Origin of the sequence: Calditerricola satsumensis (genome assembly GCF_014646935.1) — a bacterium.
Taxonomy (GTDB): Bacteria; Bacillota; Bacilli; order Calditerricolales; family Calditerricolaceae; genus Calditerricola; species Calditerricola satsumensis.
The window spans coordinates 44595-64505 of the sequence record NZ_BMOF01000003.1; the positions used below are offsets into that span (position 1 = coordinate 44595).

Sequence of the window (19911 nt, forward strand, 5' to 3'; positions counted from 1 at the left end):
TCCAAAACGTTTCCGACCTCAGGTGACTCCCATGGAGCCGATTCACGTGCAGATTGGCCGCAATCTGCAGCGCCTGCGCAAACAGCGCGGGCTCAGCCTCGACAAGCTGGCCGAACTCACCGGCGTGAGCAAGGGCATGCTCGCCCAGATCGAGCGCGGCGAGTCGAGCCCGACGGTGACCACGCTGTGGAAGATTGCCGCCGGATTGAACCTGACCTTCTCGGCGCTGATTGAGCCGGAACACCCCACGGTTACCGTCGTGCCCCGCGCCGCCACCTCCCCCGTTGTCGAGGAAGGCGGTGGGTATCGCGTATACCCCCTGTTTCCCTTTGACCGGGCGACGCGCTTTGAAGTGTACCGGGTGGAGATGGATCCCGGCGTGACCCACGCCTCCGAGCCGCATCCCGCCGGCGTCGAGGAATACCTGCTCGTCGCCGAAGGGAGCCTCTCCGTCGACGTGGACGGCTGCACGTACACCTTGCGCGCCGGGGACGCCCTGCGCATGGCCGCGGATCGCCCCCACACGTACCGCTGCGGCGATCGGCCGACGCGGGTGCACATGCTCCTCGTCTACCCCCCGCGCTGAGGGGCGCGGTTGTGTAGCGGAGCGCGCGGCGCTATAATAGGGCAAAGTCCAGTGGATCACAGCACCGGTGAGAGGAGTACGACAGATTTTCAAAAAAGCGTGGTGACGGGGATTTGACGACGAAACACGAGCAGATTCTCCAGTACATCGAGTCCCTGGAAGTCGGGACGAAAATCTCGGTGCGCCAGATTGCCCGGGACATGGGGGTCAGCGAGGGAACCGCCTACCGGGCGATCAAGGACGCCGAGGCGCGCGGGCTGGTCAGCACCATCGAGCGCGTCGGCACCGTGCGCATCGAGAAGAAGCAGAAGGAGAACATCGAGAAGCTCACCTTCGCCGAGGTGGTCAACATCGTCGAGGGGCACGTTCTCGGCGGGCGCGAGGGGCTGCACAAGACCCTGAACAAATTTGTGATCGGGGCCATGAAGCTGGAGGCGATGATGCGCTACGTCGAGCCGGGCAGCCTCTTGATCGTGGGCAACCGCGATCAGGCCCACAAGCTGGCCCTCGAGCACGGGGCGGCGGTGCTGATCACCGGCGGGTTTGACGCCAGCGACGAGGTGAAGCGCTTGGCCGACGAATACGCCCTGCCGCTCATCTCGAGCAGCTACGACACCTTTACGGTGGCGTCGCTGATCAACCGGGCCATCTTTGACCGGCTGATCAAAAAAGAAATCGTTCTCGTCGAAGACATTCTCGTCCCGCGCCACGCCACGGTTGTGTTGCACCCGAACGACACCGTCGGCCGGTGGAAGGCCTTGCAGATGGAGACCGGGCATTCGCGCTATCCCGTTGTCGACGAGCACGACCGCGTCGTCGGCATCGTGACGACCAAAGACGTGATCGGCCATGAACCGGATGCGCCGATCGAGCGGGTGATGACCAAGCAGCCCCTGACGGCGTCGCCCAACATGTCCGTAGCGGCGGCCGCCCACCTGATGGTGTGGGAAGGCATCGAACTGTTGCCCGTTGTCGACGGCCAGCGGCGCCTCTTGGGCGTCGTGAGCCGCCAGGATGTCCTTAAGGCCTTGCAGTACATGCAAAAGCAGCCGCAAGTCGGCGAAACCTTCGCCGACCTGATCACCACCCGCTTCACGGAAAACCGCGTCGACGGCCAGGTGGTGCTGCAAGGCGAGGTTACGCCGCAGATGACCAACCACTTCGGGATGATGGCCACCGGCGTTCTCACCCAGGTGATCGAGGAGGCGGCGCGACGCGTCCTGCGCCAGTACAAAAAAGGCGAGTTCGTGTGCGAAAACCTCAGCGTGTACTTTCTCAAGCCCATCCAGATCGACAGCGCCATCGACGTCCACCCCCGCGTGCTCGAAGTGAGCCGTAAGTTCGGCAAGGTGGACGTGGAAGTGTACCGCGAAGGCCAGCTGGTGGCCAAAGCCGTCCTGACGGCGCAGCTCTTTGAACGCTAAAAACCCCCGACAATGTCTGTCGGGGGTTGTCCGTATCGGGACCCTGCTGGCCTGTCAGCTACGTGGGTTGCGCCGAATCAGGTTTCGTCGCGAAGGGGAATGTACCAAAAGCCGTAGGGCGTCCGGTCGATGTGGACGGAGAAGCCGAGGGAGTCGAGCTCTTTCTCGATGTACCGGGCCACTTCAGGCGATTCGGTGAAGGCGGAATACCCCTCTTTCAGCTTCTCCACATGGGCACGCGCAAGGCGTTTGTTGCTAATGACCACATCGATCCCCCCTTCCGACGCAGTTGACGCTTCCAAAGAGTTAAAAAGCACCACAAATATTATATTGTCAAAACACCTGAAACGTCAAGGTATCGGTTGAGCGGCGGGCTGCGCATCCATATACAAGACCACCGTTTCCCCGACGACGAGCGTGCGCAGGGCAAGGCGGTAGGTACGGTCGTCGACGGTCACCGTCTGGTTGCCCAGCAGGCGAACGAGGGCACGGTGGGTTTCCAGCAGGCTGTTCACGGGAAGGCCGACCAAAAACCGGGCTTCCTTTTTCACGTGGCTCATGATCTCGGCTTGGAGAAAGGCGTCAAGGTTGTCGTTGACGAGCACCACCTCGAGTTTGCGCACCACCGGCTTGGCCGACCGCGCCTCTAACTTGTCCTGCAGGGCGCGCACCTCTTCTTGCAGTTTGGCGTTTTCGAGGGTGAGGGTCTTGACGGTCAGGTGGTAGCGGTCAACCTGCTGGCCGACGACGTAGAGGCACAGCACGGCACCGCACAACAGGCCGAAGAGAAAGACCATCTCGTAGCGAAACAGGCGGGGGTGGCGGCTCGCGGGGACGATGCGCATTACAGCCCCTCCCCTTTCGCAATCCAGTGCAGGAGGAGCGTGCCGCAGTGGGCGCCGGCGAAGGCCGACGACAGGAGCAGCACCTGTTTGATGAGCACCGAGGAGAGGTTTCCGCCTGTGACGCCGCTTTCAATGTGCTTGATGACGTCGAAGGTGCCGCCCACGGCGGCAACCAGGGCCCAGATTTTCAGCTTTTCCGCCAGGCTCAGCATCGTGTAGAGCGGCGGCAGGTTGACGAGGAGGGCTCCGAGCCCGCCGACGGAGGCCCCGCCCACCAACACACCGAAGGCGACGAAAAAGTACAGCACGGCGGTGGAGACAAATTCACTCATGGCGGCTTTCCCCCCCGCAATCCGGCGAGACTGATGGCCATCCGCGGCGGCGCGGATGGCGTGCGGCGTGGCGCATCGGCATCGTTCGGTAGATTGTATGACTCGTCCGCCGGTGCCATGCGGAGGCGAATGTATGTTTGGTTCGCCCGGTGTCTTGCGCTATCATTTTAGAGAAAGGAACGTTCGCGAGGGAGGATGGGACGTGGCCGCCTTCGTCCACTTGCACGTCCACAGCGAATACAGCCTGCTTGACGGCGCGGCGCGCATCGACGACCTGGCGGCGCGGGCGGCGGAGCTGGGGATGGAGGCCCTCGCCCTTACCGACCATGGCGTCCTGTACGGCCTGATCCCCTTTTACCGGGCCTGCCTCGAACGCGGCGTGCGGCCGATCCTGGGCATGGAGGCGTATGTGGTCAACGGGTCGGCGGCGGACCGGGCGCCGCGGGACCGCCAGCCGGTGTACCACCTCACCCTGCTCGCCGAAAACGAGACGGGGTACAAAAACCTGATGCGCCTGGCCACAGAGGCGCACCTTTTGGGCATGCACCACGGCAAGCCGCGCGTCGACAAGGAGATGCTCCATCGCCACCGCGCGGGCCTCATCGCCCTCACCGGATGCCTCCGCGGCGAGGTGCCCCAGCTCCTGCTCGCCGGCAAGACGGCGGAGGCCGAGCGGGCTCTGGCTCAGTACGTGGAGATCTTCGGGCGGGACAACGTCGTGGTGGAAGTGCAGGACCATGATCTGCCCGAGGAACGGCTGGTGAACGCCCGCCTGGTGGAGCTGGCCCGCCGCGCCGGACTGGCGGTGGCGGCGACGAACGACGTCCACTACATCCGCCGCGAGGACGCCCGTGTCCAGGAGGTGCTGATGTGCATCGCCACGGGCAAGCGCCTGGCCGACGAGAACCGGCTGCGCCTCCCCAACGACCGGTATTATTTCACCTCGGCCGAGGAAATGGCCGCGCGCTTTGCCCATCTCCCCGAGGCGCTGGAAACCACCGTGCGCCTTGCCGAGCGCTGCCGCGTGACGATTCCCCTCGGCCGGACGGTGCTGCCGCGCTTTCCCCTCCCGCCCGGCGAGCCGTCGGCCGACGCGTACCTGCGCAAGCTGTGCGAAGCGGGCGCCCGAAAGCGGTACGGAACGGTAAGCGAGGCGGTGCGCGCGCGGCTCGACCACGAGCTGGCCGTCATCGCCGAGACGGGCTTTGCCGACTACTTCCTCATCGTCTGGGACTTCATGCGCTACGCCCGCGAGCAGGGCATCCTCACCGGCCCGGGGCGGGGGTCGGCGGCGGGCAGCCTGGTGGCGTACTGCCTCGGGATTACCCAGGTCGACCCGCTCGAACACGGCCTTCTCTTTGAGCGGTTTTTGAACCGCGAGCGCGTCAGCATGCCCGACATCGACATCGATTTTTCCGACGAGCGGCGCGACGAGGTGATCCGCTACGTCGTCGAACGCTACGGCGCCGACCACGTGGCCCAGATCATCACCTTCGGGACGATGGCCGCCCGCGCCGCGGTGCGCGACGTCGGGCGCGTCCTCGATCTGCCCTACGGCAAGGTGGATGCCGTGGCCAAGCGGATTCCCGGCGGGCCGGGCATGACCCTCGAGCGGGCATTGCAAGAGGTGCCGCAGCTGGCGGCGCTGTACGAACAGGATCCCGAGGTGCGCCAGCTGATCGATATGGCCAAGGGGGTTGAGGGGCTGCCCCGCCATCCCTCAACCCACGCCGCGGGGGTGGTCATTTCGCGCGACCCGCTCACCGACCACACGCCGCTGACGGCCGGAAGCGGCCTGTGCCCGCTCACGCAGTACGACATGGCGGCCCTCGAGGCGATCGGCCTCCTCAAGATGGATTTTCTCGGCCTGCGCAACCTGACGATCATCGAGCGGACCCTCGATCACGTCGCGCGCACGACGGGCGAGCGGCCGCGCCTCGAGGCCATTCCCTTCGACGACCCGGACACCTATGCCCTCCTCTCCTGCGCCGAGACGACGGGCATTTTCCAGCTGGAGTCGGCCGGCATGCGGCGCGTCCTGCGCGAGCTGAAGCCTTCGCGCTTCGACGACATCGTCGCCGTCCTCGCCCTGTACCGGCCGGGGCCGATGGCCTTCATCGACCAGTACATCGCCGGCAAGCGCGGCGAGCGGCCCGTCACCTACCCCCACCCCGATCTCGAGCCGATTCTCGCCCCTACCTACGGCATCCTCGTCTACCAGGAGCAGATCATGCAGGTGGCGGCGAAACTGGCCGGCTTCACCCTCGGCGAGGCCGACATCCTGCGCCGCGCGGTGGCGAAGAAGAAGCGCGAGCTCCTGGACGAGATGCGCGAGCGGTTTGTGGCCGGCTGCCGGCGCCAGGGGTACGACGAGGCGCTGGCCCACGCCGTCTACGACCTGATCGTCCGCTTCGCCGACTACGGGTTCAACAAGGCCCACGCCGTCGCCTACGGGGTCATCGCCTACCAGATGGCCTACCTCAAGGCCCACTATCCGGCGGCGTTCATGGCCGCCCTCCTCTCCTCGGTGATGGGCAACCACGACAAGCTGGCCGAGTACGTGGAGGCCTGCCGGGAGATGGGCCTCAAGGTGCTGCCGCCCGATGTCAACGAGAGCGACGAGGCCTTCACCGTCGTCCCCGGCGGCGTCCGCTTCGGCCTGGGGGCAATCAAGCACGTCGGCCTGCCCGCCGTGCGGGCCATCCTCGAGGCGCGCAAGGCCGGCCCGTTCCGCAACCTGTACGACTTCTGCCTGCGCGTTGACCCGCGGGCGCTGAACCGCAAAGTGCTCGAGGCGCTCATCTTTTGCGGGGCGATGGACAGCCTGGAAGGGGACCGCGTGCAGAAGCTGGCCGTCCTCGACGACGTGCTGGACGCTGCGGCCGAGGCGCGGCGGGCGCGGGACGACGACCAGCTGGCCCTGTTCGCCGAGCCGGCCCAGGCGGCGGCCATGCCCGTCCCCTACCCTGATCTGCCGCCCTTCAGCCTGCGCGAGCGCCTCGATCACGAGCGCGAATACCTCGGCCTGTACGTCTCCGGCCATCCCCTTGACGCCTATCGGCATGTGCTCGAGCACCCGGGGCTTCTCCCCCTTCCGGCCCTGGCCGAGCTGCGGGACGGCACCGTGGCCAAGGTGGCCGGCCTGGTGCGGGAGAAGAAGGGCATCCAGACGCGCAAGGGCGAGCCGATGCTCTTTCTCACCCTCGAAGACCGCGCCGGGCGCGTCGAGGTGGTGGTCTTCCCCGACGCGTACCGCCGGTACCGCGCCGTCATCGAGGGGGCCGAGGCCCTCGTAATCGAAGGCACGGTCGACCGCCAGGACGAGCAGGTGAAGCTGCTCCTGCGCCGCGCATGGGACCTCGCCGCCGTTGCCGAGCGCCTGCGCGCGTTGGAAACACGCGGCGCGGCGTCTCCCTCTCCGGCCGGCCCACCGGTGTCCCCAGCGGCCGGTTCGCCGTCGCCTGCGGACGCGTCTCCTCCGCCGGACGCGGAGGCCAGCCGCGTGTATATCAAGGTGCCGCGCCATGCCCAGACCCGTACCCATCTGGCTCGGCTGAAAGCGGTACTGGCCCTGCACGCCGGAACGGTGCCGGTGGTGCTCTACCTCGAGGCCACGGGCGAGGCTCGCGCCCTTTCCGCCCGCTACGCTGTCGCCCCCAGCGATGCCCTGCAGGCCGCCGTGGAGCGGCTGTTTGGCCCCGGCACCTATGCCGTTCGGTGAGCCGCAGCGCCCTCGCGCCGTGTGTGAAGGCTTTGCTATAATAGAAAAAATACCCGGAACCCGGGCAAAAGGAGGAACGTGACGGTGGGGGATTTCAGCTTGCGCGAGGCGGCGCTGCGGCTTCATCGCGACCACCAGGGAAAACTGACGGTCCAGGGCAAGGTGGCGGTGCGCAACGCCCATGACCTGAGCTTGGTGTACACGCCGGGCGTGGCCGAACCGTGCAAGGAGATTCACGCCGATCCCGACCGCGTCTACGACTACACCGTCAAAGGCAACCTGGTAGCGGTGGTGACGAACGGAACGGCGGTGCTGGGACTGGGCAACATCGGACCGGAGGCGGCCTTGCCGGTGATGGAGGGAAAGGCCCTCCTGTTCAAGCTGTTTGCCGACGTGGACGCGGTCCCGATCTGTGTCCGGGAGGTGGAGGTCGAGGCGTTTGTCGAGGCGGTGAAGCGCCTCGAGCCCACCTTTGGGGGCTTCAACCTGGAGGACATCGCCGCGCCGGCATGCTTTGCCATCGAGGAGCGGCTCAAAACGGAGCTGCGCATCCCCGTCTTTCACGATGACCAGCACGGCACGGCCATCGTCACCGCCGCCGGGCTCCTCAACGCCCTGCGCGTGGTCGGCAAATCCCTTTCCACCGTACGGGTGGTGGTCAACGGCGCCGGTGCGGCGGGCATTGCCGTTGTGCGCCTTCTGCTCCAGCTGGGCGTGGGCGATGTCGTCTTGTGTGACCGGTACGGCGCGCTCTATCCCGGCCGCCCGGAGGGGATGAACGCGATAAAGGCCGAGATGGCGGCGGTGACCAACCGCGAGCGCGTGCGCGGCGCGCTGGCGGATTGTCTGCGCGGTGCGGACGTCTTCATCGGGGTCTCGACGGCCGGGGTGCTCACCTCCGACATGGTGCGCACGATGGCCCGGGACGCCATCGTTTTCGCCATGGCGAACCCCGTTCCCGAGATCCTGCCCGATGAGGCCAAGGCCGCCGGCGCGGCCGTTGTGGGAACGGGCCGTTCGGACTTCCCCAACCAGGTGAACAACGTCCTCGCCTTCCCCGGTGTGTTCCGCGGCGCGCTGGATGTGGCGGCGACGGAGATCAACGACGCGATGAAATTGGCGGCGGTAAAAGCCATTGCCGGCCTTGTCGGGGAGGAACAGCTGTCGCCCGACTGCGTGATCCCCTCGCCCCTTGATCGGCGCGTGGCCCCGGCGGTGGCGGCGGCGGTGGCCGAGGCGGCGATGCGCACGGGCGTGGCCCGCAAAGCGGTCGACCCCGAGGTGATCCGCCGCCGGACGACCGCCCGCATCGCGGCCCAATTGCCTACGGGCGCGTAGGCCCTTCGTCCGCTTTTCCTTGACGGATGGCGGCGCGGTCCAAATAATAGATATGATGTGATCGCGCACAGCGCAACGAAGACGAAGCCGAGTTGCGGCAGGTGAAGGAGGAACCCCCATGTGGACCGTGATCTATATTGCGCCCAGCGAAAAGGCGGCCGAGCGGATCAAACAGCGGCTTGAAGAAGAGGGGTTTCTGGTGAAGATTCGCCCCAGCGGGGTGTCGAAGCAATACGAAGTGCTCGTTCCCGGTTCCGAAGTGCGGGAAGTCCAAGAGGTGCTCAGCGCCATTCTTCATGAATGAAGAGCGCCGAGTGTCGCAGGTGGGGTGTAAACGTGTTCAAGGACTGGTTTGGGAAACGGAAGCGGTACGCCACGCTGCCCGGCGTGCAGCCTGCGCGCCGGGAAGACGCGGCCGACGCGGCGGCGCGCGAGGAGCGGCGGGAGATTCCCGAGGGCTTGCTCATCAAGTGCGACCGCTGCGGCACGATCACGTACGTCAAGGAGCTGGACAAAAACCTGAAGGTCTGCCGGGGATGCGATTACCACTTTGCCCTGTCCGCGCCGGAGCGGATTCGCATCACGCTCGACGAGGGGTCGTTTGTCGAGTACGATGCCGACCTGGTATCGGAAGACCCCCTCGGCTTTCCCGGCTACCCCGACAAGCTGGCCAAGTCCCAAGCCCAGTCGGGCCTGCGCGAAGCGGTGGTGACCGGTGAAGGGACGATCGACGGCTTTGGCGTCGTCATCGGCGTGATGGACAGCCGCTTCATCATGGGCAGCATGGGATCGGTCGTCGGGGAAAAGATCACCCGCGCCATCGAGCGGGCCACGGAAAAGCGCCTTCCGCTCCTCCTCTTTTCCGCCTCGGGCGGGGCGCGCATGCAGGAGGGCGTGCTCAGCCTGATGCAGATGGCCAAGACGTCGGCGGCCCTGGCCCGTTTTCACCGCGAGGGGCTGCTCTTTATCAGCGTCCTGACCAACCCGACGACCGGCGGGGTGTCGGCCAGCTTCGCCTCCCTCGGCGACATCAACATCGCCGAGCCCGGCGCGCTCATCGGCTTTGCGGGGCGGCGCATCATCGAGCAGACCATTCGGCAGAAGTTGCCCGACGACTTCCAGACTGCGGAGTTTCTGCTCAAGCACGGCCAGCTCGACCTCGTCGTGCACCGCAAGGAGATGCGCGCCACGCTGGCCAAGCTGCTCGATCTTCACCAGGTGAGGAGGGTCGGCTCGTGAGCGGGGAACTGCCCTTTGAACAGCCGCTCGTGGAGCTTAGCCGAAAGATTGCCGAGCTGCGCGCCTTTTCAGAGGAAAAGGGCCTTGATCTGTCCCAGGAGGTTGCCCGCCTGGAGGAGAAGCTGCGCGAGCTGGAGCAGGAGATTTACGGCAATCTGACCCCGTGGCAGAAGGTACAGATCGCCCGCCATCCGGCCCGGCCCACCACGCTGGATTTCATCGAGCGGCTGATCGACGACTTTGTGGAACTGCACGGGGACCGCGTCTTTGGCGACGATCCAGCCATTGTGGGCGGCATCGGCAAGTTCCGCGGCATCCCGATCACCGTCGTCGGGCACCAGAAGGGCAAGGACACGAAGGAAAACATTGCCCGCAACTTCGGCATGCCCCACCCCGAGGGCTACCGCAAAGCGTTGCGCCTCATGCAGCAGGCCGACAAGTTTGGACGCCCGATCCTGTGCCTGATCAACACCCCGGGGGCCTATCCGGGGATGGCCGCCGAGGAGCGCGGGCAGAGCGAGGCCATTGCCCGCAACCTGCGCGAGATGGCCGCCCTCCGCGTGCCGATCGTCTGCGTGGTGACGGGCGAGGGCGGAAGCGGCGGCGCGCTGGCCCTCGGCGTGGGCAACCGGCTGTACATGCTGGAAAACAGCTTCTACTCCGTCATCTCGCCGGAAGGGGCGGCCGCGCTCTTGTGGAAGGACGCCTCCCAGGCGCAGCGGGCCGCGGAGACGATGCGCATCACCGCCCAGGACCTGCTGGACATGGGGGTGATCGACGGGATCATCCCCGAACCGATGGGCGGGGCGCACAGGGACGTCGACTGGACGGCCCAGCGCCTTGGCGAGACGATCGCGGCGGCCCTCGACGAACTGATGCGCCTCAGCCCTGAGGAGCTGATCGAAGACCGGTACGAAAAATATCGGCGGATGGGCGCCTTCACCTCCCTGGTCAAGATGGCCGACGACTAGACGTCCCGGAAAGCTTCCCGTAGCCGCGCGGGAAGCTTTTTCGGTACAATGGTACCGTCATGGCCATGATGTTTCCGTATGGCAGGCTCGCAAGTCGCAGAAGAATCAGAGAAAAGGAGAGGTGATCGGCGTGAAGCGCATCGCCGTTCTGACGAGCGGCGGCGACGCCCCGGGCATGAACGCGGCGATCCGGGCCGTCGTGCGCAAGGCGCTGTACCACAACGTGGAGGTGTTCGGCGTCTACCACGGCTTCCGCGGACTGATCGAGGGGGACATCCGCCCGATGGACGTGGGCAGCGTCGGCGACATCATCCACCGCGGCGGAACGATTCTCTACAGCGCGCGCTGCGAGGAGTTCAAGACGCCGGAGGGGCAGGAGAAGGCGGTGGCGCAGCTGCGCGCACGCGGCATCGAGGGGCTGGTCGTCATCGGCGGCGACGGCTCCTTCCGCGGCGCCTTGAAGCTGCACGAGCGCGGCATCCGCACCATCGGCGTTCCCGGCACCATCGACAACGACATCCCCGGCACCGATTTCACCATCGGCTTCGACACGGCGGTCAACACCGTCATCCAGGCCATCGACAAGATCCGCGACACGGCCACCTCCCACGAGCGGACCTACGTCGTCGAGGTGATGGGGCGCCACGCCGGCGACATCGCCCTGTGGGCGGGGCTGGCCGACGGCGCCGAATCGATTCTCATCCCCGAGGAACCCTATAACCTGGATGACATCGTCGAGCGGCTCCAGCGCGGCCACCAGCGCGGGAAAAAGCACAGCATCATCCTCGTCGCCGAGGGTGTGGGCAGCGGGGTGGACATCGCCCGCGAAATCGCCGCCCGCACCGGCTTTGAGACGCGCGTCACCGTGCTGGGGCACATCCAGCGCGGCGGCTCGCCGACGGCCTTTGACCGCGTCCTGGCCAGCCGCATGGGGGCCTTGGCCGTCGACCTGCTGCTGGAAGGAAAGTCGGGGCGCATGGTGGCCATCCAAAACAACCGCATCGTCGACGTGGCCATTGACGAGGCCTTCGCACAGCCGCACGCCGTTGACCTGTCCATGTACCACTTGGCGCGGATTCTGTCGATCTGAGGGGGAGGAGCGCGGTGATTCGCAAAACGAAGATCGTCTGCACCATTGGCCCGGCCAGCGAGGACGTGGCCACGCTCAAGCGCCTCATCCAGGCGGGGATGAACGTGGCCCGGCTCAATTTCTCCCACGGCACCCACGAGGAGCACGCGCGTCGGATTGCGAACATCCGCCAGGCGGCGGCCGAGCTGGGCGCGACGGTGGCCATCCTCCTCGACACGAAGGGCCCGGAGATCCGCACCGGGGTGCTGAAGGACGAGCCGGTGACGCTGCGCGAGGGGGACCTCCTCACCCTGACCACCGAGAACATTCCCGGCGATGCCACGCGGGTGTCGATCACCTACGACGGGCTGCCCCGCGACGTGAAACCGGGCGACACCATCCTTATCGACGACGGCCTGATTGCCCTTACCGTGCTGGAGACCACGGAGACGGAGATCCGCTGCCGGGTGGAAAACGGCGGGGAGCTGAGGTCGCGCAAGGGTGTCAATGTGCCCGGCGTGCGGGTGAACCTGCCGGGCATCACCGAGAAGGACGCCGAGGACATCCGCTTCGGCATCGCTCAGGGCGTCGATTTCATCGCCGCCTCCTTCGTGCGCAAGGCGGCCGACGTGCTGGAGATTCGCGAGATTCTGGAAGCGCACGGTGCCGACATCAAGATCATCGCCAAGATCGAAAACCGCGAGGGCGTGGCCAACGTCGACGAGATCCTCGAGGTGGCCGACGGCCTGATGGTGGCCCGCGGCGACCTGGGCGTGGAGATTCCGGCCGAGGAAGTGCCGCTCGTGCAGAAGGAGCTGATCGCCAAGTGCAACCGCGCCGGAAAGGTGGTCATCACGGCGACGCAGATGCTCGAATCCATGCAGCGCAATCCGCGGCCGACGCGGGCCGAGGCCAGCGACGTGGCCAACGCCATCTTTGACGGCACCGACGCGGTGATGCTCTCCGGCGAGACGGCGGCCGGCAAGTACCCCGTCGAGGCCGTGGAAACGATGGCCCGCATCGCCTTGCGCACCGAGCAGGCCCTGCCCTATGCCGAGTGGGTGGCCAAGCAGAAGGCGGCCCAGGGCCAGACGATCACCGAGACGATCGGCCAGGCGGTGGCGGGTGCCTCGGTGGCCCTCAACGCGGCGGCGATCATCGCCCCGACGGAGAGCGGGTATACGGCACGGGTGATCGCCAAGTACCGCCCCAAAGCGCCCATTGTCGCCGTCACGCCGCACGAGCGGGTGCAGCGACAGCTCACCCTGGTGTGGGGCGTCATCCCCCTCATCGGCCAGACGGCAACCACCACCGACGAGATGCTGGAGGAGTCGGTGGCGTGCGCCGTGGCCTCCGGCGTGGTGCGCCACGGCGACCTCGTCATCATTACCGGCGGCGTGCCGGTGCGCGAGGCGGGGACGACCAACCTGATGAAGATCCACGTCGTCGGCGACATTGTGGCCAAGGGCCAGGGCGTCGGCCGCAAAGCGGTGACGGGCAAGGTGGTGGTCGCGCGGACGGCCGAGGAGGCGCTGGCCAAGATGGTCGACGGGGCCATCCTCGTCACGGTGGCCACCGATCGGGACATCATGCCGGCCGTGGAGCGGGCGGCGGCCCTCATCACCGAGGAAGGGGGCCTCACCTCCCACGCCGCGGTGGTGGGCCTGTCCCTCGGCATTCCCGTCGTTGTCGGCGTGAAGGGGGCGACGGAGCGGCTGAAGGACGGCATGGTCGTGACGGTCGATCCCGAGCGCGGGCACATCTATTCCGGATACGCCAAGGTGCTGTGACGGGTGGGCGCGGCGCAAGCCCAACTGCGGGTTTCGGGAGGTGGAACGGTGCGAAAGCCGGGGGAGCGTCGCGTGCGGTGGACGGAAACGCCGCTGCGCGTCCGCTATGCCGAAACCGATCAGATGGGCGTGGCCTATTACGCCAACTACCTGACGTGGTTTGAGGTTGGGCGCACGGAATGGATCCGCGCGGTGGTGCCGTACCGCGAAATCGAAGCGCGGGGCCTCCTGCTGCCCGTGCTCGAGGCGCGGTGCCGGTACCTGGCCCCGGCGCGCTACGACGACGCGCTCGTCGTGCGCACGGCCCTGACCCGGTGGGGGCCGGTGCGCCTGGCTTTTGCCTACGAAATTCGGCGCGCGGACAACGCGCAGGCGATTGCCGAAGGGGAGACGGAGCACGCGTGGGTCGATCGAACGTTTCACCCCATCAACCTGAAGAAACACAGCCCCGACCTCTACCGGCTGCTTTTGGCGGCGGTTTCGGACGAAGCAGATCCGGAATGACGGAGACGGGGTGGCCGCTTTCGAGGGGCCGCAGGCGTTCCGCGAAAGGGAGGCGATGGCGCTGGTTCGGCTGCTGGTTCTTCTGTTTGTCCTCGTGCCGGTGATCGAGCTGTGGGGCCTCATCCAGGTCGGCCGGTGGATCGGCGCGTGGCCGACGGTGCTCCTCGTTTTGGCCACCGGCCTGATCGGCGCCTACCTGGCGCGCGCGCAGGGGTGGCGCATCTGGCGGCGGGCGCAGGCGAAGCTCGCGCACGGCGAGCTTCCCGGTGAGGAGATTTTGGACGGCCTGGCCGTGTTTGTTGGCGGCGTGTTGCTCATGACGCCGGGATTTTTCACCGATGTGCTCGGGCTCGTCTTCCTGCTGCCTCCGAGCCGGGCGCTCCTCAAGCGACGGGTCAAGCGCTGGCTGTGGCGGCAGCTGGCGCGCGGAACGCAGGCGGTGTGGTGGACGCGCTGGCGGTGGTAGGCGTGCGTGGGAGGCGTCGAAAGGGGGGGTTTCGCATGCGCCGGTGGGATCCTTCTCTCCTCTTGAGCGTCGGGTTGGCGGCGGGCTTTCTGCTGCTTTCGGCGTGGGTGGTCTCCGGTCGCACGGCGGCGTTCGATGCCCATGCGGTGGCCTTTGTGCGGGAGGCGGCGTCGCCGGTGCTCACCGCCGCGGCGAAAGGCCTGCACGCCATCGGTGACGTTGGCGGGATGATCCTCCTTGTGGTCTTGACCTTGGGTATCCTCTATGCCGGGTTGCGGTTGCGCCGGGAACTGGTGTGGTTTGTCGGGGTGCAGATCGGATCCTTTGTCACGAACGAGCTGCTCAAGCGCACGATCGCGCGTTCGCGCCCGATCGAGATGCCCGTGGTCGACGTAAGCGGATACAGCTATCCAAGTGGACACGCCATGGCGGCCGTCGCGTTTTGCGGCGCGCTGGCCATGCTTCTCTGGCCGCGGCTGTCTACGCGGGGACGGGGCCTTTTGCTGGCCGGTTGCGTGCTCTGGCCTTTCGCCATGGGGGTGAGCCGGGTCTACCTGGGCGTCCACTATCCCACCGACGTGGTGGGCGCCTATCTGGCGGGTGGCTCGTGGCTGTGTTTTGCCGTCTGGTTGAAGCGGCGGGCGGTCAAACGCGCGCCGACCGTTTCAGGCAGGCGGTTCTCCGTTCCCCGGTGACGCGCGTTCCCTTCACACCCGCGTGATGTAGGCCCACAGGTCGCGGAACACGCCGGCGCGTTTGAGGGCCTGAAGAACGACGACGGCGGCGGGCCCCGCAATGAGGCCGACAAACCCCCACAGCTTGAGCCCGACGAACAGGGCGATGAGCGTCACCAAGGGATCCAGCCCGACGTTGGTGGCCAGCACCTTGGGCTCGAGAATCTGGCGGACGATGAGGATGATCACGTACAGCGCGGACAAGCCCAGGGCCAGGGGCATCTGCGACGTGACGAGGAGGTAGGCGATCCACGGCAGGAAGACCGCGCCGGTGCCGAGATAGGGCAAGAGGTCCACCAGGCCGGTGAGCAGGGCGAGCGTGACCGCGTAGGGCACGCGGAGCAGAAGCAGCCCGATCAGGACAAGCAGGGCGGTCACCGAGGTCGGCGTCAGCTGGGCTTTCACGAAGCCGACAAGCGCCCGGCGCAGGTCGGCCACCACCGCCCGCGTGCTGTCGTGCAAGGGGACGGGGATCCACTCCACGAGGGTGCGCCGGATGCGCCGGAAGTCTTTGCTGATGAAAAAGGTGGCCAAGAGCACGATGACCATGACCGTCGCCGTGTTGGGGAGCGACAGCAGCAGGTTTTGCAGGGTTTGCAGGAAGCCAACGGCCAGTTTCCCCCCGCTGTCGGCCAGGCGTTCCACAACGTCCTGCACATGCTGCTGGATGCGCGCCTGGCTCCCCGGATCGAGGGCCTCGTAGAAGCGGCTGAACCGCTCGTACAGCGTCTGGGTCAGATCGACCGTCAGCAGCTGGGTAAGCCGGTGGCGAAATACGGCGATGTACCGGGGGATTTGGTTGGCCAGCGTGCCGATTTCGCCGATGATCTCCGACACCACGATGCCGAGAACGGAAAGGATCACGGTGAGGAGCAGCGTCATGGCCAGGATGACGGCCAGCCAGCGCGGCAATTTGGCCTGTTTTTCCAGTCGGGTGACGAGGGGATTGAGCGCGTAGGCCAGCAAGAACGCGATGAGAAACGGGTATACCAAAGGCAGAACGGTGTAGGCGCCCCACGCGAGGAGGCCGACGATCACCGTCACCTTCAGCAGCCGATAAAGGCGAGCCGCATCGCGGATCCATTCGGGAGGCACGACGTTCGCTCCTTTCCCTCGCGCTGGACCGATTCTCTTACGGCCATTGTACGGGTTTTGCGGGCTTGTCCGTAATGCGCCGGGCTTAAGGATTGTGGAATGGAATCTGGTTTCACCTTGTGCTACAATGGAAAACGTGGTGAAACGCGGCGGCTTGCGCGGATAGAGCGGCAGCGCGTCGCCTCTTGCGGCTTGGGTTTTTCGTGTCAGGAGACGCAGTTTTTCGAAAATATGCGCGGAAGGAGAGATCTTCATGACGGCGAACACGGGGCTTGAAGGCGTGGTCGCCTGCTCTTCGGCGATCAGCTCCATCATCGACGGGGTGCTGACGTACCGCGGCATCAACATCGATGAGCTGGCGGAGCGGGCCACCTTTGAAGAAGTGGTCTTCCTGCTGTGGAACGGCCGGCTCCCGAAGCGGGACGAGCTGGAGACGCTCAAGCGGGAGCTTGTGGAAAACGGTTCCATTCCGGACGAAATCGTGACGCTGTTGAAAAGGCTTCCGCTTCGCACGACCCATCCGATGGCCACGCTGCGCACGGCGGTGTCGGCGCTGGCGGCCTTTGATCCGGAAGCCGAGGACAACAGCGAGGAAGCCAACCGCCGCAAAGCGCTGCGCCTCGTAGCCAAGGTGGGCACGCTGGTGGCGGCCATCTCGCGCCTGCGGGAGGGCAAGGAGCCCCTCATGCCGCAGCCGGGCCTGTCGTACGCCGAGAACTTCCTCTACATGCTGAAAGGCGAGAAGCCGGAACCCGTGGCGGCCGAAGCCTTTGACAAGGCGCTCATTCTCCACGCCGACCACGAGCTGAACGCCTCCACCTTCGCCGCGCGGGTGACCGTGGCCACCCTGGCCGACATGTACGCGGGGGTGACGGCGGCCATCGCCACGCTGAAGGGGCCGCTGCACGGCGGGGCCAACGAGCGCGTCATGGCCATGCTGGAGGAGATCGGCGACCTGGACCGCGTGGAGGCCTATTTGGACGAGAAGCTGGCCAAGAAGGAAAAGATCATGGGCTTTGGCCACCGCGTGTACAAAAACGGCGACCCGCGGGCCAAGCACCTGCAGAAGATGGCCGAGAAGCTGTCCGCCCTCACCGGCAACGAGCGCTACTACCAGATGTCGGTGAAACTGGAGCGCTTGATGCTCGCGAAAAAGGGCCTGAAACCCAACGTGGACTTCTACTCCGCCACCGTGTACCACAGCCTGGGCATTCCGCGTGACCTCTTTACGCCCATTTTCGCCGTCAGCCGCATGTCGGGATGGACGGCGCACATCCTCGAGCAATACGCCAACAACCGCCTGATCCGTCCGCGGGCGGAGTACGTCGGGCCGCAAAACGTCCGCTACGTGCCCATCGACCAGCGGTGAGAGGTGGCCGCCTCTCCCGCCGGGTTAGGCTATAAACCTGGGAGGGATTGCCTTGGCCTTGTTCCAGTTGTACGAGGAGCCGAAAACCGGGGAGAAGATCACCATCGAAGGCGGGAAGCTCCGCGTTCCGGACCACCCCATCATCCCGTTCATCGAGGGGGACGGCACCGGTCCGGACATCTGGGCGGCGGCTAAGCGCGTCCTCGACGCGGCCGTGGAGAAGGCCTACGGCGGCAAACGCAAAATCGCGTGGTTTGAGGTGTACGCCGGCGAGAAGGCGTACAAGACCTTTGGCACGTGGCTCCCCGAGGACACGCTGACGGCGATCCGCGAATACCTGGTCGCGATCAAGGGGCCCCTCACCACGCCGGTCGGCGGGGGGATTCGCTCCCTCAACGTCGCCCTGCGCCAGGAGCTCGACCTGTACGCCTGCGTGCGCCCGGTGCGGTGGTTCCCCGGCGTCCCGTCTCCGGTGAAGCATCCCGAACTGGTCGACATGGTCATCTTCCGTGAGAATTCCGAGGACATCTATGCCGGGATCGAATGGCCCGCGGGGAGCGAAGAGGTGCGGAAAGTCATCGCCTTCCTGCAGAACGAGATGGGCGTCAAGAAGATCCGCTTCCCCGAGACGTCGGGCATCGGCATCAAACCGGTGTCGAAGGAGGGCACCCAGCGCCTGGTGCGCGCGGCCATCGAGTACGCCCTGAAGCACGGCCGCAAGAGCGTTACCCTCGTCCACAAGGGCAACATCATGAAGTTCACCGAGGGGGCCTTCAAGAACTGGGGCTACGAGGTGGCCGAGCAGGAGTTCGGCGACAAGGTGTTCACCTGGGCCCAGTACGACCGCATCAAGGCCGAGCAGGGCGTCGAGGCGGCCGACAAGGCGCAGAAGGAGGCCGAGGCGGCCGGGAAGCTCATCGTCAAGGACGTCATCGCCGACGCCTTCCTGCAGCAGATCCTGCTGCGCCCGGCGGAATACGACGTGATCGCCACGCTCAACCTGAACGGCGACTACATCTCCGACGCGCTGGCGGCCCAGGTGGGCGGCATCGGCATCGCGCCGGGGGCGAACATCAACTACGTCACCGGCCACGCCGTGTTCGAGGCCACCCACGGCACGGCGCCGAAGTACGCCGGATTGGACAAGGTCAACCCGTCGTCGGTCATCCTTTCCGGGGAAATGATGCTCCGCTACCTTGGCTGGACCGAGGCGGCGGATCTCATTATCAAGGCGATGGAGCGGACCATCGCGAACAAGACGGTCACCTACGACTTTGCCCGCCTGATGGACGGGGCCAAAGAAGTGAAGTGCTCCGAGTTTGGCACGCTGCTCATTGAAAACATGGGCTGAGGGGGAAGAACCATGGCCTTTCGTCGCAACAAGATCGCGGTGATCGGCGCTGGCTTCACCGGCGCGACGACGGCTCTGATGCTGGCGCAGAAGGAGCTCGGCGACGTCGTGCTCGTCGACATTCCGCAGCTCGAGAACCCCACCAAGGGCAAGGCCCTCGACATGTACGAGGCGACGCCGGTGCTGGGCGTCGACAGCCGCATCGTGGGCACGGCGGACTACGCCGACATCCAGGGGTCCGACCTCGTCATCATCACCGCCGGCGTGGCCCGCAAGCCCGGCATGAGCCGCGACGACCTCGTGCACACCAACGCGAAGATCATGAAAGCGGTGGCCGAGCAGGTGAAGGAGCACGCCCCGAACGCGACGGTCATCGTGCTCACCAACCCGGTCGACGCCATGACCTATGTGGTGTACAAGGTGACCGGCTTCCCGAAAAACCGCGTCATCGGCCAGTCGGGCGTGCTCGACACGGCCCGCTTCCGCGCCTTCCTGGCCGAGGCGCTGGGCGTCTCCGTGGAGGACGTGACCGGCTTCGTCCTCGGCGGCCACGGCGACGACATGGTGCCGCTCGTGCGCTACTCCTACGCCGGCGGCATCCCGATCGAGAAGCTCCTGCCCAAGGAGACGATCGACGCCATCGTCGAGCGGACGCGCTACGGCGGCGGCGAGATCGTGAAGCTGCTTGGCACGGGCAGCGCCTACTACGCGCCGGCGGCGGCCCTCGTGGAGATGGCCGAGGCCATTCTGAAGGACAAGAAGCGCATCCTGCCGGCCATCGCCTACCTGGAGGGTGAATACGGCTACCGCGACATGTTCCTCGGCGTGCCGACAATTCTCGGCGGAAACGGCCTGGAGAAGGTCATCGAGCTGGATCTGACGCCGGAAGAAAAGGCGGCCCTCGACAAGTCGGCCCAGTCGGTGCGCAAGGTGATGGCGCTTCTGGATCTGTAAGCGGATCCGGAAACGGGGTCAGCGTGCTGACCCCGTTTTTTTATGATCCTGTTTTCCCGCGGCCACGCGTTGGTCCAAAAACCCTTTCGCTTCTGAAAGCGCTTACGAGAAATTGTTGCATTT

The 19911-nt window shown here is 66.0% G+C and carries 19 protein-coding genes; 15 read left to right on the forward strand and 4 right to left on the reverse strand.

From position 1 onward, the window contains the following. Positions 1-31 precede the first annotated feature (31 nt). Positions 32-586: a helix-turn-helix domain-containing protein gene (locus tag IEX61_RS01620; protein WP_054671103.1), complete on the forward strand. Its 555-nt coding sequence runs from the start codon at positions 32-34 to the stop codon at positions 584-586. A gap of 113 nt (positions 587-699) precedes the next feature. Next, positions 700-2010 carry a CBS domain-containing protein gene (locus IEX61_RS01625; RefSeq protein ID WP_188816623.1) on the forward strand — a complete coding sequence of 437 codons (1311 nt, stop codon included), beginning with the start codon at positions 700-702 and terminating at the stop codon, positions 2008-2010. Positions 2011-2087: 77 nt separating this feature from the next. On the opposite strand, the gene IEX61_RS01630 is transcribed toward IEX61_RS01625, so the two are convergent. From IEX61_RS01630 to IEX61_RS01640, 3 genes are all read right to left on the reverse strand, one after another. After that, the gene (locus IEX61_RS01630) at positions 2088-2276 is read right to left on the reverse strand and encodes a YtzJ family protein (protein ID WP_054671106.1); all 189 of its coding nucleotides are present in this window, start codon (positions 2274-2276) and stop codon (positions 2088-2090) included. Positions 2277-2360: 84 nt separating this feature from the next. Continuing rightward, the gene (locus tag IEX61_RS01635; RefSeq protein ID WP_054671109.1) at positions 2361-2855 is read right to left on the reverse strand and encodes a sporulation membrane protein YtrI; all 495 of its coding nucleotides are present in this window, start codon (positions 2853-2855) and stop codon (positions 2361-2363) included. Continuing rightward, positions 2855-3187 carry a YtrH family sporulation protein gene (locus IEX61_RS01640; RefSeq protein WP_054671112.1) on the reverse strand — a complete coding sequence of 111 codons (333 nt, stop codon included), beginning with the start codon at positions 3185-3187 and terminating at the stop codon, positions 2855-2857. The genes IEX61_RS01635 and IEX61_RS01640 overlap by 1 nt, the downstream gene beginning before the upstream one ends. A 202-nt stretch (positions 3188-3389) precedes the next feature. Here IEX61_RS01640 and IEX61_RS01645 point away from each other — a divergent pair, with 202 nt between their 5' ends. From IEX61_RS01645 to IEX61_RS01690, 10 genes are all read left to right on the forward strand, one after another. After that, positions 3390-6908 carry a DNA polymerase III subunit alpha gene (locus tag IEX61_RS01645; protein ID WP_188816624.1) on the forward strand — a complete coding sequence of 1173 codons (3519 nt, stop codon included), beginning with the start codon at positions 3390-3392 and terminating at the stop codon, positions 6906-6908. Positions 6909-6992: 84 nt separating this feature from the next. Further along, positions 6993-8246, forward strand: a complete 1254-nt coding sequence (locus IEX61_RS01650) for an NAD(P)-dependent malic enzyme (RefSeq protein ID WP_188816625.1) — start codon at positions 6993-6995, stop codon at positions 8244-8246. Positions 8247-8364: 118 nt separating this feature from the next. Continuing rightward, positions 8365-8550 (forward strand): glutamate decarboxylase, encoded by a 186-nt coding sequence (locus IEX61_RS01655; protein WP_188816626.1) that lies wholly within the window; start codon positions 8365-8367, stop codon positions 8548-8550. Positions 8551-8582: 32 nt separating this feature from the next. Next, positions 8583-9485, forward strand: a complete 903-nt coding sequence (gene accD / locus IEX61_RS01660) for an acetyl-CoA carboxylase, carboxyltransferase subunit beta (protein WP_188816627.1) — start codon at positions 8583-8585, stop codon at positions 9483-9485. Further along, a complete protein-coding gene (locus tag IEX61_RS01665; protein WP_188816628.1) occupies positions 9482-10456 on the forward strand; it encodes an acetyl-CoA carboxylase carboxyltransferase subunit alpha in 975 nt (324 codons plus the stop codon). The genes accD and IEX61_RS01665 overlap by 4 nt, the downstream gene beginning before the upstream one ends. Positions 10457-10586: 130 nt before the next feature. Then, on the forward strand, positions 10587-11546 hold the full coding sequence (gene pfkA / locus IEX61_RS01670; RefSeq protein WP_054669127.1) for a 6-phosphofructokinase: 960 nt from the start codon (positions 10587-10589) through the stop codon (positions 11544-11546). Positions 11547-11560: 14 nt separating this feature from the next. Continuing rightward, a complete protein-coding gene (pyk, locus tag IEX61_RS01675) occupies positions 11561-13315 on the forward strand; it encodes a pyruvate kinase (RefSeq protein ID WP_054669120.1) in 1755 nt (584 codons plus the stop codon). A 48-nt stretch (positions 13316-13363) separates the two neighbouring features. Next, positions 13364-13819 (forward strand): acyl-CoA thioesterase, encoded by a 456-nt coding sequence (locus IEX61_RS01680; protein WP_229725589.1) that lies wholly within the window; start codon positions 13364-13366, stop codon positions 13817-13819. Between the two features lie 10 nt (positions 13820-13829). Beyond that, complete coding sequence (locus IEX61_RS01685) at positions 13830-14285, forward strand: FxsA family protein (RefSeq protein ID WP_229725591.1); 456 nt, start codon at positions 13830-13832, stop codon at positions 14283-14285. A 35-nt stretch (positions 14286-14320) separates the two neighbouring features. Further along, on the forward strand, positions 14321-14980 hold the full coding sequence (locus tag IEX61_RS01690) for a phosphatase PAP2 family protein (protein WP_054669117.1): 660 nt from the start codon (positions 14321-14323) through the stop codon (positions 14978-14980). Between the two features lie 12 nt (positions 14981-14992). Here IEX61_RS01690 and ytvI read toward each other — a convergent pair whose 3' ends face one another. Next, positions 14993-16114: a sporulation integral membrane protein YtvI gene (gene ytvI / locus IEX61_RS01695; RefSeq protein ID WP_172673445.1), complete on the reverse strand. Its 1122-nt coding sequence runs from the start codon at positions 16112-16114 to the stop codon at positions 14993-14995. 253 nt (positions 16115-16367) lie between these two features. Between ytvI and citZ the strand changes: the two genes are divergently transcribed. From citZ to mdh, 3 genes are read left to right on the forward strand one after another with little or no spacing between them, the layout of a single operon-like run. After that, positions 16368-17483 (forward strand): citrate synthase, encoded by a 1116-nt coding sequence (gene citZ, locus IEX61_RS01700; RefSeq protein ID WP_054669115.1) that lies wholly within the window; start codon positions 16368-16370, stop codon positions 17481-17483. 52 nt (positions 17484-17535) lie between these two features. After that, entirely contained in the window at positions 17536-18834 is a 1299-nt protein-coding gene (gene icd, locus IEX61_RS01705) for an NADP-dependent isocitrate dehydrogenase (protein WP_505650556.1), read from the forward strand. 12 nt (positions 18835-18846) lie between these two features. After that, positions 18847-19788: a malate dehydrogenase gene (gene mdh, locus IEX61_RS01710; RefSeq protein ID WP_188816629.1), complete on the forward strand. Its 942-nt coding sequence runs from the start codon at positions 18847-18849 to the stop codon at positions 19786-19788. The last annotated feature ends 123 nt before the right edge of the window (positions 19789-19911 follow it).